The organism is Pseudomonas atagonensis (assembly GCF_011369485.1).
GTDB classification, from domain to species: Bacteria; Pseudomonadota; Gammaproteobacteria; order Pseudomonadales; family Pseudomonadaceae; genus Aquipseudomonas; species Aquipseudomonas atagonensis.
In genome coordinates this window covers 100,753-118,310 of sequence record NZ_VXCA01000017.1, presented here as the reverse complement: position 1 = coordinate 118,310, position 17,558 = coordinate 100,753, and the positions used below count along the sequence as shown (strand labels likewise).

At 62.2% G+C, this 17,558-nt stretch carries 2 protein-coding genes (1 of these 2 running past the window's edge); both read left to right on the top strand.

What is annotated here, in order from left to right; all coding sequences use genetic code 11:
• Positions 1-420 precede the first annotated feature (420 nt).
• Positions 421-6,831 (top strand): non-ribosomal peptide synthetase, encoded by a 6,411-nt coding sequence (locus F2P67_RS12290; RefSeq protein WP_166220681.1) that lies wholly within the window; start codon positions 421-423, stop codon positions 6,829-6,831.
• A 184-nt stretch (positions 6,832-7,015) separates the two neighbouring features.
• Positions 7,016-17,558: the 5' portion of a non-ribosomal peptide synthetase gene (locus tag F2P67_RS12285; RefSeq protein ID WP_166220679.1), read on the top strand. The gene runs 2,474 nt beyond the window's last position; the window shows 10,543 of its 13,017 coding nt (coding positions 1-10,543); the start codon lies at positions 7,016-7,018; its stop codon lies beyond the right edge, outside the window.

The following is a 17,558-nucleotide window of genomic DNA, read 5'->3' as shown; positions in this document are numbered from 1 at the left end:
GCAGTCATTTCTCCATGAACATGATCTGGAGCGGGATTTAAGCCTATGGATTTGTCCTACGTCTGTAGGGGAAAACAGGGACACAAAGTGCCACTATTTCTGAATGTTGGCGCCGGGGTTCTGGCGGCGACGATGGCTGGCGCGTCCGCGTGAGTGACTGTTCAGTCACCCCAAGCCCTTTGAAACCGGGAACCAGTCATTCCTGATCGACAACGCGCGGGCCAATGGCGGCGTTGGCATATGGTTCTTTTCCTACAAGCTTTTCAGTATTTCCTCTCCGAACTTTTAGATTGATCTGCGCAGTCGGGCCAGCAATTGCACTCAGGCGTGCATCGGGGGGGCGGTTGTCCGGGTTTCGGGTGTCATGTAGGCAGCAGGGGCAATGCTTGAATACGGGCAAAATCACATGAGAAGGATCTTATGCAGCCTATTTCTGCCAACGCGGCGGACGATCTGTCCGCGCCCGTAGGAACGTTTGCCCTGACCGCCGCCCAACGGGATATCTGGCTGGACCAGCAAAGGATGGGCGATTCACCCCTGTACAACATCGGGGCATACGTTGATCTGAATGAAGCGGTGGAGCCACGGCTGATGCAAACGGCGCTGGAAAGCGTGGTGGCCGCCAACGATGCCCTGCGCACAATTCTGTTGTCGGGCGCTGGTGCGGGCGGGCTGCCATTGCAGCGTTTTGTTGAAACGGTTCCGGTGGCGATGCCAATCCACGATCTGTCCGCAGATCCTGACCCGCAGTTGGCCGCTCAAAGTCTGCTGGAACAGCAGATGCAAGAAATTTATGCGTTGGATGGCCAGCCACTCTTGCGTTTTTGCCTGATCAAGTTGAGCCCGCATCGATATTGGTTCAGTGCCCAGACCCATCACCTGATCCTTGATGGCTGGGGTTATGGGCTGCTGTTCAAGTCAGTGGGTGAGCATTACAGCGCACTGCTTGAGGGGCAGCAGCCAGCACTGACGGCACCGTCCTATGCGGACTTTATTGCTGAAGATGCGCAGTATCGTGGCTCGACACGGTATGTGAATGACCAGGCCTACTGGCTGGATAAGTACCGCAGCGTGCCCGAGCCGTTGTTGTATCCGCGTTATCACGAATCTGCCGGGCAGAGCGCGACACCGGCTTGTGCTTACGTCCGGGCATTTCCTGAATTACTGCATGAACGGATGAAAGATACCGCCATGCAACGCGGTGCTTCGGCTTTTCATGTGTTGTTGGCGGCATTGCATGTGTATTTCAGTCGCACCACGCAGCGTGACGAATGGGTTGTGGGGTTACCGATCCTCAATCGCTCCGGTGCACGCTTCAAGTCCACAATCGGTCTGTTCACGCAGGTCAGTGCGATGCGCATGCGCTTCGGCCGTGATTTGTCGTTCGGCGGTCTGGTCAAGGCGATCGGCGAAGATCTCAAGCAGGACTTTCGTCATCAGCGGTTTTCCCTGAGTGAATTGAACCGCGCGTTGGGCATGTTGGGGGAGGGGCGTTCACAGTTGTTTGAAGTGTCGGTTTCGTATGAGCTGGACAACCACGACTATCGATACGGTGAAGCGTCGGGCTTCGAGGTGATGGTTTCCAACCATCACGAATCGATGCCGTTGTCCCTGCATTTACGCGGCAATCGACACAGTGACAAGACCTGGCTGCACCTGGTCTACGGGACAGCGTACTTCGAGGAACATGAGATTCAGGCGTTGGCCGAGCGTTTGTTGTTGATCCTGGAACAGGGGTTGGAAAACCTCGATCTGTTGGTCACCGATTTCAACTTGAGTACTCCGACGGAGACGCGGTTGTTGCAGGCGTGGAATGCAACCGGCGTCGATTATCCGCAAGGGCTGACGACGCATCAGCGTATTGAGGCCCAGGCACGTGAACGACCGCAGGCGGTGGCGGCAGTCTGTCAGGGGCAACGGCTGACTTATGCCGAACTGAACCGGCAGGCCAATGCCCTGGCTCATCACCTGATCGGCCTTGGTGTTCGCCCTGATGATCGGGTGGCCATCGTCGCCCGGCGCGGGCTCGACACGCTGGTCGGGCTGGTGGCGATCCTCAAGGCCGGCGCGGGTTATGTACCGATTGATCCGGCACATCCCGTCGAACGCCTGAGCTATCTGCTCGGTGACAGTGAGCCAGTGGTGGTGCTCACGCAAACTGATCTGCGCAGCCAGTTGCCGACGCTGCCAGTACCGGTGATCGAACTCGATCAGCGCGCCTGGCCGGTGGCCGATTTCAGCGATCCATTCGTGCCTGGGCTGACACCTGCGAACCTCGCTTATGTGATTTACACCTCGGGTTCCACCGGTTTGCCCAAAGGGGTCATGGTCGAGCACCGCACGTTAGGCAACTTGATCGATTGGCATTGTGACGCCTTTGGCCTCAGCGCTGGCCAGCACACCTCAAGCCTGGCCGGTTTCGGTTTCGATGCGATGGCGTGGGAGGTCTGGCCGGCGCTGTGTGTGGGTGCGGTCGTGCATTTGCCAGCCGCCAGTCAAGGCAATGAGGACCTCGACGCGTTACTCGACTGGTGGCAAGCGCAACCGCTGGACGTGAGTTTTCTACCGACGCCGATTGCCGAGTACGCCTTTGGCAAGAACCTTCAACATCCGACGTTGCGCACGTTGTTGATCGGTGGTGATCGACTGCGCCAGTTCAACCGCGCGCAATCCTTCGAGGTGATCAACAACTACGGCCCGACCGAGGCCACGGTGGTCGCCACGTCCGGGAGAATCGAAGCGGGACAGCTGCTGCACATCGGCAAACCGGTGAGCAACGCCACGGTGTATTTGCTCGATGAGCAACAACGACCAGTGCCTCCAGGCGTTACTGGCGAGTTGTACGTCGGTGGGGCCGGTGTTGCCCGGGGTTACCTCAATCGTCCGGAGCTGACCGCCGAGCGTTTTTTACGCGATCCATTCAGCGCTGAACTGGATGCTCGCCTGTATCGCACGGGTGACCTCGCGCGTTGGCGTACCGACGGCAATCTCGAATATCTGGGGCGCAACGACGATCAAGTGAAAATCCGTGGTGTGCGCATCGAACCGGGCGAGGTCGAAGCCGCGCTCGCTAGCCATGACGCCGTGCAGGACGTCGTAGTGATGGTGCGCGACGGGCAACTGCTGGCGTGGTTCACCGAGCGTGAACCAGTGGAAATCAGCGATCTGCATGCGCACCTGAAAACCCGTCTGGCCAGCGCCATGCTGCCGGCGGCCTATGTACGCTTGGCAACTTTGCCCCTGACTGCCAATGGCAAGCTTGACCGCCAGTCGTTGCCGGCGCCGGGGCCGGACGCGTTGATCCGGCGTGAATACGAAGCACCGCAAGGTGCCGTCGAAATCGCTCTGGCGCAGATCTGGGCCGAAGTCTTGCAGGTTGAACGAGTAGGGCGCCACGACCATTTCTTCGAGCTGGGCGGCCATTCGTTGATGGCCGTGATCCTCATTGAACGGATGCGTCAGATCGGCATGAGCAGCGATGTCCGTGTGTTGTTCAGCCAACCGACGCTCGCGGCGTTGGCGGCGGCGGAAGGCAGTGGTCGCGAAGTGGCGGTACCGGCTAACCGCATTCCTGTCGATTGCACGCACATCACCCCCGATCTTTTGCCGCTGGTGCAACTGGATCAGGCGATGATCGAGCGCATCGTCGCTACGGTACCGGGCGGTGCCGCCAATGTGCAGGACATTTACCCGCTTGCGCCGTTGCAGGAAGGCATCCTCTATCACCACATCACCGCTGCGCAGGGCGATCCGTATCTGCTGCAATCGCAGCTGGCGTTCGACAGCATCGAGCGAGTCGAGGCCTTCGCCGTTGCGCTACGTCAAGTCATGGCGAGGCACGACATCCTGCGCACGGCCGTGGTCTGGGAGGGGCTGACATCACCGGTGCAGGTGGTCTGGCGCGAGGCGATCCTGCCGCTTCAGGAGATCGAATTCGATCCGGCACATGGGGAGATCATCGATCAGTTGCACCAACGCTTCGACGCCCGGCGTTATCGCCTCGATGTCAGTCAGGCGCCGTTGCTGCGCCTGATGTACGCTCGCGATCCGGCACATGACCGAGTGGTCGGCATCCTGTTGTTCCATCACCTGGTCATGGATCACATCGCGCTGGAGGCGATGCGCGAAGAAATCCACGCCAGCCTTTCGGGGCACACGCAACCGCTGGCAACACCGGTGCCGTATCGAAACTATGTGGCGCAGACGCGATTGGGTGTCAGCGAGCAGGAACACGAGGCGTTCTTCCGCGAGATGCTCGCCGGCATCGACGAGCCGACCTTACCGTTCGCCTTGCAGAACGTGCAGGGCGACGGCAGCGATATCGAGGAGGCCGAGCAGACGCTGGCGACCGGTCTCTACCAGCGCGTGCAGCAGCAGGCACGTCAGTCCGGCGTCAGTGTGGCCAGCCTGATCCATCTCGCCTGGGCGCAAGTGCTGGCGGCGACTTGCGGCCAGCAAAGTGTTGTGTTCGGCACGGTGCTTATGGGCCGCATGCAGGGCGGCGCAGGGGCCGACCGGGCGTTGGGCGTGTTCATCAACACCTTGCCGCTGCGAGTCGATGTCGGCGTGGGCGCCCGAGCGGGCGTGAAGTCCACCCATGCACGGCTGACGGCACTGCTCGGCCATGAACACGCGTCACTGGCGCTGGCCCAGCGTTGCAGTGGGGTTGCCGCGCCGTCACCGTTGTTCAGTGCCTTGCTCAACTATCGGCACAGCGACGACGTCGAACAAAAAGGTTCGCGGCAAACCTGGCAAGGTATCGAAACCCTGGCCAACGAGGAACGCACCAATTACCCGTTCACCTTGAGCGTCGATGATTTCGGCACGAGTTTTCGCTTGACCGCAAGAACCGTAGCGAGCGTTGGCGCACAACGTATTTGCGCCTATGTGCAATTGGCATTGGAAGGCTTGGTAGAGGCGTTGGAGGACACTCCGCAACTGCCGCTGAATCGCCTGCCGATCTTGCCGCGAGAAGAACTGCAACGGCTGCTGATCGAGTTCAACGCGACAGCCGTTGATTGCCCGATGGACCAGCCGATTCACACACTGTTCGAGCAACAGGCACAGCGCAAGCCAGAGGCGATCGCCGTGCAATTTGCCGAGCAGCGTCTGACTTTTCGCCAGTTGAACGAGCAAGCCAATCGCTTGGCGCATCACCTGCGTGGTTTGGGTGTACGGCCGGATTCGCGGGTGGCGATCTGCGTCGAGCGAGGGCCTGAACTGGTTATCGGTCTGCTGGGTATTCTCAAGGCGGGCGGTGCTTACGTGCCGCTTGACCCTGATTATCCGTTGCAACGCCTCAGCTATATGTTGCAGGACAGCGCCCCGGTGGCGTTGCTGGTGCATGCCGCGACGCGCGATCTGCTCGGCGAGCCCGGGGTGACGCTGGTCGATCTCGACGACGGCGCGTGGCAGGACCATCCGCAGGCTAATCCACAGGTGGCAGGTCTCGGCGCCGAGAATCTGGCCTACATGATCTACACCTCCGGCTCTACTGGCACGCCGAAAGGCGTGATGCTGGAGCATCGTGGCCTGTGCAATCTGGTGCATTGGGGCTCGCTGATCTGCCCGCCGACCCCGGGCGCCGCGTTGTTGCAGAAAGCACCGTTCAGTTTCGACGGGTCGGTGTGGGAGTTCTTCTGGCCGCTGGCTGCCGGCGTGCGTCTGGTGCTGGCACGGCCGGGTGGCCACCGTGAACCGGCGTATCTGGCGCAAGTGATTCGTCAGCAACGCATCACTGTGGTCCAGTTCGTGCCGGCACTGTTGCAGCAGTTCCTGGAACTGGAGGACATCAGGGAGTGCAGCAGTCTCACTGATATTTTCTGTGGGGGTGGCGAACTCACGGCGGCATTGGCCCGCGATGTGCGCCGACACCTGCCGTGGGTGCGTCTGCACAACGTTTATGGTCCGACTGAAGCCACCGTCGACAGCACGGCATGGACACTCGAACCGGACATGCCGGTGCCGCATATCGAATTGCCGATCGGCAAGGCTATCTGCAATACCCGCCTGTATGTGCTCGATGCGCACGACCAACCGGTGCCAATCGGTGTCAGCGGGCAATTGCACATTGGCGGTATTGGTGTGGCGCGGGGTTACATGGGGCTGCCGCAGATGCAGGCCGAGCGCTTTATCGATAGCCCGTTCGTGGCCGGGGATCGCTTGTATCGCACTGGCGATCTGGTGCGTTACGGCAATGACGGCAATTTGCAGTTCCTCGGTCGCAATGACTTTCAGGTCAAGCTACGCGGAGTGCGGCTTGAGCCGGGTGAGATTGAAGCGCGGCTGCTCGAATACCCGGCCATTCGCGAAGCGGTGGTGCTGGTGCGCGATGAGCGTCTGGTGGCTTATTACAGCGTGCGCGCCGGGGCGGCTGCGCCGAGTCTTGAAACATTGCGCGCGCATGTGCTGGAGCGTCTGCCGGAGTTCATGGTGCCTGGCGCTTACGTGCTGCTGGCGGCACTGCCGTTGACGCCAAACGACAAAATCGATCGCAAGGCATTGCCCGAACCTGGGGTTGAAGCGCTGCTCAACCGTCCTTATGAGGCGCCCGAGGGCGAAGTTGAACGCGCGGTGGCGCAGATCTGGGCGCTGGTACTCAAGGTCGAGCAGGTTGGGCGCCATGACAACTTCTTTGAGCTGGGTGGGCATTCGTTGCTGGCGGTGAGCCTGGTGGCACGTATGCGTCAGGCCGGGTTGCATGTCGATGCGCGGACGCTGTTCAGCCAGCCGACGCTGGCGGCACTGGCGGCCAACACCCGCAGCCAGGCTGAGCAATTGGATATCCCGCAGACCACCATCCCTAGCCTCAACCGCAAACGCCGGCTCTGAGAATCCAGCCTGCGGCAGCTCCTACAGGGGATTCAAAGCGTTGCAGCCCATGGGGAGTGCGGATTGTCCCCGCTTCCCATGTCAGCTTCCCAAGCCCCGATGTTTTAGTTTTTCCAGGCTGCGCGCCGCGTGCACGGACTCGCTGCTGCGCGCTCCTTTTCTTGAATTTACAGCAGGTTACCTCATGCATTTCAGTGAACTGATGGCTGTTATTTCCACCCATGCGATCCGCCTTCAACAGGAAGATGAAGACCTGGTCATTCTGGGCAGCGACGACGCGCTGGACGACGCGTTGTGGGATAGCCTCACCGTGCACAAGGCACAACTGCTGGAACTGGTCGCCCAACACGGCGGTGACTGGCTGAGTCCGGCATACCGCATCACTCCGGACATGCTGCCGCTGGTGCAACTGAGTCAGGAGGCCGTCGACCGCATCGTCGCCACGGTGCCGGGCGGCGCCGCGAATGTGCAGGATATTTATCCGCTGTCCGCGTTGCAGGAGGGCATGCTTTATCACCATCTCTCGGCCGCTGCCGGCGACCCCTACATCTCCCAGGCGCGCTTTGTGTTTGACAGCCAGGAGCGGCTGGATAGCTTCGCCGATGCACTGCGCTGGGTAGTCAAGCGTCATGACATTTTGCGCACCTCGTTCGTCTGGGAATACCTCGATGAAGCGGTGCAAGTGGTCTGGCGCGACGCGTCTCTGGTGTGTCAGGAAATCACCATCGATAGCGGCGCCGACGTGCTTGCACAACTGCTCGAACGCCACGACCCGCAGCACTTTCGTCTCGACATGCAGCGAGCGCCGTTGCTGCGTATGGTGTATGCGCAGGATCCTGCCCAGGGCCGCGTGGTGGCGCTACTGCTGTTTCATCACATGATCATGGACCACGTTGCGCTGGATGTGATGCGCCGGGAAATTCAGGCATTCCTGCTCGGGCAGACCGCACAGGTGGCAGCCGCCGTGCCCTACCGCGACCATTTGGCCTTGGCGCGCAGTAAGGGCAATGAGCAGGCTCAGGAAGCGTTTTTCCGCGACATGCTCGCCGATATCGACGAGCCGACGCTGCCGTGTGGCTTGCAAGATGTGCAGGGCGATGGTCACGCCATCGAAGAAGCCACGTTGCTGCTCGACAGCCGTTTGAGCCGGCAGTTGCGCGAGCAGGCGCGGCAGCTTGGCGTGAGCGTAGCGAGCCTGACGCATCTGGCGCTGGCACGGGTACTCGGCCAGTTGTCCGGGCGCACGGCGGTGGTGTTCGGCACCGTGCTGCTGGGGCGGATGGACGCGGGTGAGGGCGGCGAGCAGGCATTGGGGATGTTCATCAATACCTTGCCGCTGCGAGTCGACGTCGGCGCTGAAAGCGTACGTGCGGGCGTGCTTGCCACACATCGTCGACTGACCGCGCTGTTGGCGCATGAACAAGCTTCGCTGGCTTTGGCCCAACGCTGCAGCGCGGTCGCGGTGCCGACGCCGCTGTTCAGCGCGATCCTCAACTATCGGCACAGCAGCGTCGAAGAAGTTGCCGAAGTGGTCGATATTGCCCCCGGTGTGCAAGTGCTCGGTGCCCGTGAACGCACCAACTATCCGCTGACGATAAACATCGATGACCTCGGCCTCGACTTGCGTATCACCGCGCTGGCCGATGCCGCTCTGGGTGCCGAGCGCATGGCCGCTTACCTGAGCACGGCGCTGGAGAGTCTGGCCGAGGCGCTGCAGGCCACCCCCGATGTGGCTCTGCACGATCTGAAAATTCTTCCGTCCAGCGAACGTGAGCACCTGCTGCGCGGCGTCAATTCAGCGCTGGCACAGTTCCCCGACGCACCGTTGATCCACCGGCAATTCGAAGTTTTTGCTCAGTCCCGACCTGACGCCACAGCGCTGATTTTCGACGGACAGACACTCAGCTACGGCGAGCTCAATCGTCGCGCCAATCAGGTCGCGCACCATTTGCTGGCGCTGAATATCTGCCCTGACGACCGCGTTGCCATCTGCGTCGAGCGTGGCCCGCAAATGATCATCGGCTTGCTCGGCGTGCTCAAGGCTGGCGCCTGTTATGTGCCCATCGATCCGGCATATCCACTCGACAGAATCCGCTTCACGTTAACGGACAGCGCACCGGTGGCTCTGCTCACGCATGTGGCAACGCAAGACTGTGTGGCCGGTCTCGACCTGCCGCAGATCGATCTCGACAGCGCCGCCATCAACGTCGAACTCGACAGCAATCCGCAGATCGCCGAGCTGACGGCGGCGCATCTGGCGTACGTAATCTACACCTCCGGTTCCACCGGGTTACCCAAAGGCGTGATGGTCGAACACCGCAATGTTGCGCGTCTGTTCCGCGCCACGCACGACTGGTTTCAGTTCAACCAGCAAGACATCTGGGCGCTGTTCCATTCCTTCGCGTTCGACTTTTCGGTGTGGGAAATCTGGGGCGCGCTAGCGTTTGGCGGGCAGTTGTTGCTGGTGCCGCAAGCCGTCAGTCGTTCGCCGGATGACTGCTATGCGTTGCTGTGCAAAACCGGTGTGACCGTGCTCAACCAGACGCCGAGCGCGTTCCGCCAACTGATCGCCGCCCAGGCGCGCAGCCCGTTGCAGCACTCGTTGCGTGAAGTGATTTTCGGTGGTGAAGCGCTGGAGCCGGGAATGCTTAAACCCTGGTACGCACGGGTTGGCAACGCCGGTACGCGGCTGGTGAACATGTACGGCATTACCGAAACCACCGTGCACGTGACCTATCGACCGCTGCAAGCCGCCGATGCGCATCGGGTCGGCGTCAGTCCGATTGGCGTACGCATCCCCGACCTGCAGTTGTACGTGCTCGATGCGCAGCGCGAGCCGGTGCCGGTCGGTGTGATTGGTGAGTTGTACGTCGGCGGTGCCGGGGTGGCGCGCGGTTATCTGAATCGCGAAGCGCTGACCGCCGAACGCTTTATCGCCGATCCGTTCAACCCGCACTCCGAGGCGCGCCTGTACAAGACCGGCGACCTTGCGCGCTGGGCCGCAGACGGCAGCCTCGACTATCTGGGGCGCAACGACGATCAAGTGAAAATTCGCGGTTTCCGTATCGAGCTGGGCGAAATCGAAGCACGTTTGTGTGCCTGCGAAGGCGTGCGCGAAGCGCTGGTCATCGCTCGCGAAGACATCCCCGGTGATCAGCGTCTGGTTGCCTACTGGCTGGCTGACGAAAGCGCCGCGCCGGATGTGGCGCAATTGCGTGATCACCTGCTGGCTTCGCTGGCCGACTACATGGTGCCGAGCGCTTTCGTGCGTCTGGACGCTTTCCCGCTGACCACTAACGGCAAACTCGACCGCAAAGCCTTGCCGCTACCGGGCAGCGAGGCTTTTGCCCAACGTGGTTTCGAAGCGCCGGTCGGTGCCGTGGAAACCCTGATCGCCGGGATCTGGCAGCGCTTGCTCGGGGTCGAGCAGGTTGGCCGGCATGACAATTTTTTCGAACTCGGCGGTCATTCGCTGCTGGCGGTAAAGCTGATCGAGCGCATGCGTCAGGAGGGTTTGCAGTGTGATGTGCGGGTGCTGTTCGGCCAGCCGAGCGTGGCGGCACTCGCGGCTACTCTGGGCCATGCCCCGGCGATCGTGGTTCCGGACAATCTCATCGAGCCCGGCTGTACACGCATCACGCCGGCCATGTTGCCGCTGGCCAATCTTGATCAGGCCGCTATCGATCGGGTCATCGCCAGCGTGCCCGGCGGCATTGCCAATGTGCAGGACATTTATGGTCTGGCGCCGTTGCAGGCGGGGATTCTCTATCACCATCTGGCGACCCACGCCGGCGATCCGTATGTGTTGCAGGCGCAATTCGCCTTCGACGGTCTGGCGCAGATCAAAACCTTCGTGCGTGCCCTGAACAGCGTCATCGAACGCCACGACATCTTGCGCACCGGGGTGGTCTGGGAAGGGCTGGAAGAGGCGGTGCAAGTGGTCTGGCGCGAGGCGCCGCTGGCGCTGGAACGCGTCGATGCCGATGAGCTCGACGGCGATGTACTGGCGCAGATGCAGGCGCGCTTCGACCCACGGCACTATCGTCTGAACCTCAATCGCGCACCGCTGATGCGTTTTGCCTACACCGAAGATCGGTCGCACAACCGTTGGATCGGCATGCTCCTGATGCACCATATCGTCCTCGATCACACCGCGTTGCAAGTGCTGGTCGCGGAAATGAATGACGTCATGCACGGCACCCCCATTGATTTGCTGGCACCGGTGCAATACCGCAATTATGTGGCGCAGGCGCGGCTCGGCGCGGATGAACAAGCGCACGAGGCGTTTTTCCGCGAGATGCTTGCCGACATCCATGAGCCGACCGTGGCGTTCGGTGTGCACGACGCTCACGGCGATGGCAGCGAGATTGTCGACAGCCACGCCGCCGTGGACGCCGATCTTGGCCTGCGCCTGCGCGCGCAATCGCGTCGACTCGGCATCAGCGTTGCCAGTCTGGTGCATCAGGCGTGGGCTCAGGTGCTGGCGCGGGTTTGCGGTCAGCAGGAGGTGGTGTTCGGCACCGTACTGCTCGGGCGCATGCAGGGCGGTGAAGGCGCTGACCGCGCGCTGGGGATGTTCATCAATACCTTGCCGCTGCGCGTCAGCGTCGGTGAAGGTTCGGTACAGGACGGCGTACTGGCCACGCATGCGCGCCTGGCGCAATTGCTCGGCCATGAGCAGGCTTCGCTGGCTCTGGCCCAGCGTTGCAGCGGTGTCGCGGGTTCACAGGCGTTGTTCAGCACGTTGCTCAACTACCGCCACAGCGCCCCGCAGCCGGATGCAGAAATGTGGCAGGGCGTGCAGGTTCTCAGCTCTCGCGAGCGCAGCAATTATCCGTTGGTGGTCAGTGTCGACGACTTCGGTTCGGGTTTGCGCCTGAGCGTGCAAGCCGTGCCGCAAATCGACGGCGTGCGGGTCTGCGATTACCTGCAGACGGCGCTGAGCAGTCTGGTCGCGGCGCTGGAATCCAGCCCGGCAATGCCGTTGCAGCAACTGTCGATTGTCTCTGCGGCTGAACGCCAGCGGGTGCTGGTCGGCTTGAACATCAGCGGTCGTGAATTTCCGGCTGCGCAAACGGTGCATCGCCTGTTCGAAGCGCAAGTGGCCGCGCGACCCGAGGCGCTGGCAACGGTGCAGGGCGAGCAACAACTGAGCTACGGCGAGTTGAATCAACAGGCCAATCGCCTGGCCCATCACCTGATCGGCCTCGGTGTGCAAGTCGACGACCGTGTGGCGGTGTGCCTGCGGCGCGGCCCGAACCTGCTTGTCGCGCTGTTGGCGATTCTCAAGGCGGGCGCCGGGTACGTGCCGATCGATCCGGATTATCCGGCAGAGCGCATCGCTTACCTGGTGCAGGACAGCGATCCGATTGCCGTACTCGCCCAGGCATCGACGCGCCATCTGCTCGGCGCCGTACCGGTGATCGAACTGGATACCATCGACTGGCAGCACTTGCCGGACAGCAACCCGCGATTGTCGAGACTGACCCCGGACAGTCTGGCCTACGTGATTTACACCTCAGGTTCTACCGGCCAGCCCAAAGGCGTGATGGTTGAACACCGGACGCTGGAAAACCTCGTGCACTGGCACGCCGAAGCGTTCGATCTGCACGCCGGCAGCCACACCGCCAGCGTCGCCGGCTGCGGTTTCGATGCGATGGCGTGGGAAGTCTGGCCGGCACTGTGTGTCGGCGCGACCGTGCACCTGCCGCCGCCCTCGATCGGCAACGAACACCTCGATGAATTGCTCGAGTGGTGGCGCGCGCAGCCGTTGCAGGTGAGTTTCCTGCCGACCCCGGTGGCCGAATACGCGTTCAGCCGTGGGTTGGGACATCCGACCCTGCGCACGCTGTTGATCGGTGGCGACAAGCTGCGGCAATTCCCCCGCGAGCAGACGTTCGCCGTGATTAACAACTACGGCCCGACCGAAGCCACGGTCGTCGCCACTTCCGGACGAGTCGAGCCCGGACAGGTTCTGCACATCGGCCGGCCCATCGCCAATGCCAAAGTCTATTTGCTTGATCGCCAGCAACAGCCCGTACCGGTGGGCGTGCAAGGCGAGCTATATGTCGGTGGCGCCGGCGTGGCACGCGGTTATCTGAATCGCCCGGAACTGACTGCCGAACACTTTCTCGACGACCCGTTCAGCGACCAGCCCCACGCGCGGATGTACCGCACCGGCGACCTTGCGCGCTGGCTCGCCGACGGCAACATCGAGTACCTGGGACGCAACGACGATCAGGTCAAACTGCGTGGCGTGCGCATTGAACCCGGTGAAATCGAAGCAGCCCTGCGCGCGCACGACGCGGTGCAGGATTGCGTGGTGCTGGTGCGTGACGGGCGCCTCGTCGCCTGGTTCACCGAAACCCGCGCCAGCGAAATCGCCGATTTGCACCGTCACCTGCAACACTGCCTGCCGGACACGCTGGTGCCGGCCGCTTACGTTCGACTGGACGATTTGCCGCTGACCGCCCACGGCAAACTTGATCGCAAGGCCTTGCCCGATCCGGATCAGCACGCGTGGCTCAGTCGTGAATACGCAGCGCCACAGGGCGCCGTCGAGATCGCCCTGGCGCAGATCTGGGCCGATGTACTGAAAGTCGAGCAGATCGGTCGTCACGATAATTTCTTCGAACTGGGCGGGCATTCGCTGTTGGCGGTCAGCCTGATCGAGCGCATGCGTCAGGTCGGTTTGAGCGCCGATGTGCGCGTGCTGTTCAACCAGCCAAGCCTGGCGGCACTGGCCCGCGCCTTGGGCGGTGGGCGGGAAATCGATGTGCCGGCCAATCTGATTCCGGCCGATTGCACCTACATCACGCCCGACATGCTGACCCTGACCTCACTGGATCAGGCCAGCATCGAACGCATTGTTGCCACGGTGCCGGGTGGCGCCGCCAATGTGCAGGATATTTATCCGTTGGCACCGCTGCAGGAAGGCATTCTTTATCACCACTTGAGCGCTGAACAGGGCGATCCGTATTTGCTGCAATCGCGTCTGGCGTTCGACAGTCTCGAACGCTTGCAGACCTTCGCCGAACACTTGCAGCAGGTCATCGGCCGTCACGACGTTCTGCGCACCAGCGTGGTCTGGGAAGGCTTGCCCAGCCCGCAGCAAGTGGTCTGGCGCGAGGCGCAGATGGTCGTGCAAAACGTGGCGCTGGCGGTTCAGGACGGCGACATTCTCGAACAGTTGCACGGCCGTTTCGATGCGCGACATTACCGCCTCGACCTCACTCAGGCGCCGTTGATTCGCATGGTTTACGCCGAAGATCCGTCGCAGCAGCAAGTGCTCGCAATGGTGCTGTTCCATCACTCGATTCTCGATCACACCGCGATGGACGTGATCGGTCGGGAAATGCACGCGATGATGTTCGACCAAGTGGATACGCTGACGCCGCCGATGCCTTACCGCAACTACGTGGCGCAGGCACGTCTGGGCGCCAATGAGCAGGAACATGAAGCGTTCTTCCGCGAGATGCTCGGCGATATCGACGAGCCGACACTACCCTTCGGTTTGCACGACGTGCAGGGCGACGGGCGCGGCGTCGAAGAAGCGCTGCACCCGGTCGATGCCGGCCTCAATCTGCGCCTGCGTGAACAGGCGCGGCAGGTGGGTGTCAGCCCGGCGAGCCTGATGCACCTGGCCTGGGCACAAGTGTTGGGCGTGTTGTCCGGGCGTCGCGACGTGGTCTTCGGCACCGTGCTGATGGGGCGGATGCAGGGCGGCGCGGGCGCCGACCGTACGCTGGGTGTGTTCATCAACACCTTGCCGTTGCGCGTTGATCTGAGTGAAAGCGTGCGCGCCGGGGTGAAAGCCACCCACGCGCGGCTGACGGCGCTGCTCGGCCATGAGCACGCGTCGCTGGCGCTGGCCCAGCGTTGCAGCGCCATGGCCGGCTCCGCGCCACTGTTCAGTGCCTTGCTCAATTACCGGCACAGTGCCGCCGAACAGCAGCCGCATGACGGCCAGGGTATCTGGCAGGGCGTGCGCATGCTCGGTGGCGAAGAGCGCAGCAATTATCCGCTGACGCTATCCGTGGATGATCTGGGCGAAGGTTTTGCCCTCGACGTGCTGGCGGTTGCGGAGATCGGTGCGCAACGGATTTGCAGCTACATGCACACCGCGCTCGAACATTTGGTGTCGGCGCTGGAGCAGGCGCCGCAACGCCCGCTCAACCGTTTGCCGATTCTCTCGGTGGCGGAATACGAGCGCTTGCTGGTTGGCTTTAACCAGTATTCAGCCGCTTATCCGCGTGGCGCGATGATTCATCGGTTGGTGGAGGCTCAGGCCGAGCAGCAGCCGGATGCTGTGGCGGTGGTGCAGGGCGCGCAGCAGTTGACTTACGGTCAACTCAATCAGCGCGCCAATCGCCTGGCTCATCACTTGATCGGGCTTGGCGTGTTGCCGGATGACCGGGTTGCCGTGTGCCTGCGCCGCAGCCCGGACATGCTCGTGGCGTTGCTGGCGATCCTCAAGGCCGGTGCCGGTTATGTACCGGTCGACCCGGCGTATCCGCAGGAGCGCATTGCCTATCTGTTGCAGGACAGCAGCCCGATGGCAATGCTGGTGCAGGCCTCGACCCGAGACCTTCTTGGCAGCGGGCCGGTGATTGATCTGGACAACGCCACCTGGCAACACCTGTCCGAAGCCAATCCGCAACTGCCGACGCTGACGCCGGCGCATCTGGCCTATGTGATCTACACCTCCGGCTCCACTGGTGAGCCGAAAGGCGTGATGGTCGAGCACGCGACGCTGGAAAACCTCGTGCACTGGCACTGTGAGGCCTTCGATCTGCAGGCTGGGAGCCACACGGCGAGCGTCGCCGGTTTCGGTTTCGATGCCATGGCGTGGGAGGTATGGCCGGCGCTTTGCGTGGGCGCGACCCTGCACCTGCCGCCGCAATCGGTGAGCAACGAACACCTCGACGACTTGCTCGACTGGTGGCGCGCGCAGCCGTTGCAGGTGAGTTTCCTGCCGACACCGGTGGCCGAATATGCCTTCAGTCGCGACCTTGGGCACCCGACCTTGCGCACGCTGTTGATTGGTGGCGACACGTTGCGGCAATTCCCCCGGAAGCAGACCTTTGCGGTGATCAACAACTATGGCCCGACCGAGGCCACGGTGGTCGCAACGTCTGGCGCGATCGAGGCGGGTCGGCCGCTGCATATCGGTCGGCCGATGGCCAACGCCAAGGTGTATTTGCTCGACGAACAACAACGGCCGGTGCCGGTGGGCGTCACGGGTGAGTTGTTTGTCGGCGGCGCCGGCGTAGCTCGCGGTTACCTGAACCGGCCCGAGCTGAGTGCCGAGCGCTTCCTCGACGATCCTTTCAGCGACGAGCCGCAGGCGCGCATGTACCGTACCGGCGACCTCGCACGCTGGCTGGCCGACGGCACGATTGAGTATCTGGGGCGTAACGACGATCAGGTCAAACTGCGTGGCGTGCGTATCGAACTGGGTGAAATCGAAGCGGCATTGAGCCGCCACGCGGCCGTTCAGGATTGCGTGGTACTGGTGCGCGACGGGCAGTTGCTGGCGTGGTTTACCGAACGGCAGAGCGTCGAGATCGAGGATTTACGCAGTCACCTGCAAGCACAGTTGCCGCCAACGCTGATTCCGGCAGCCTACGTGCGACTGGACAGCCTGCCGCTGACCGCCAACGGCAAACTCGACCGCAAGGCTTTGCCCGAGCCGGATCAAAGCGCTTGGCTGAGCCGCGAGTACGAAGCACCAAAAGGCGCTGTCGAGATGACGTTGGCGCAGCTTTGGGCCGAGGTGCTGCAGGTCGAGCGGGTCGGCCGTCACGACAATTTCTTCGAACTGGGCGGGCATTCGTTGCTGGCGGTGACGCTGATCGAGCGCATGCGTCAGGCCGACTTGAGCACGGATGTGCGCGTGCTGTTCAGCCAGCCAACCCTGGCCGCGCTGGCCGCCGCTGTGGGCAGCGGTCGCGAAGTCGACGTGCCGGCCAATCTGATTCCGGCCGATTGCACGCACATCACCCCGGATCTGTTGCCGCTGGTGCAACTGGATCAGGCCAGCATCGAGCGTATCGTCGCCACAGTGCCGGGTGGCGCAGCCAACGTGCAGGACATTTATCCGCTGGCGCCGTTGCAGGAAGGGATTCTTTATCACCACCTCAGCGCTGCGCAGGGCGATCCGTATTTGCTGCAGTCGTGCCTGGCGTTCGACAGCCTCGAGCGCCTGCAGGCGTTTGCGGCGGCGCTGCGTCAGGTCATGACGCGACACGACATCCTGCGCACATCCGTTGTCTGGCAAGGGCTTGTGGCGCCGGTGCAAGTGGTGTGGCGGTATGCCCAACTGCCGGTTCAAGCCGTGGCGCTGGAACCTGCGCAGGGTGACGCCATCGATCAGCTGCGTGCGCGCTTCGATGCGCGGCACTGGCGTCTGGAGCTTGATCAGGCACCACTGATGCGTCTGGTGTACGCCCTCGATCCGGCTAATGAGCGCGTGGTCGCCATGCTGTTGTTCCACCACATCGCCATGGATCACACCGCGCTGTCGGTGGTCAGCGATGAAATGCAGGCGATCCTGCAGGGCGATGAGCGGTTGCCGCTGGCCGCCGTGCCGTACCGCAATTATGTGGCGCAGACTCGCCTTGGCGTCAGCGAGCAAGCGCACGAAGTGTTTTTCCGCGAGATGCTTGGCGACATCGACGAACCGACGCTGCCGTTCGGTTTGCAGGATGTGCACGGTGACGGCAATG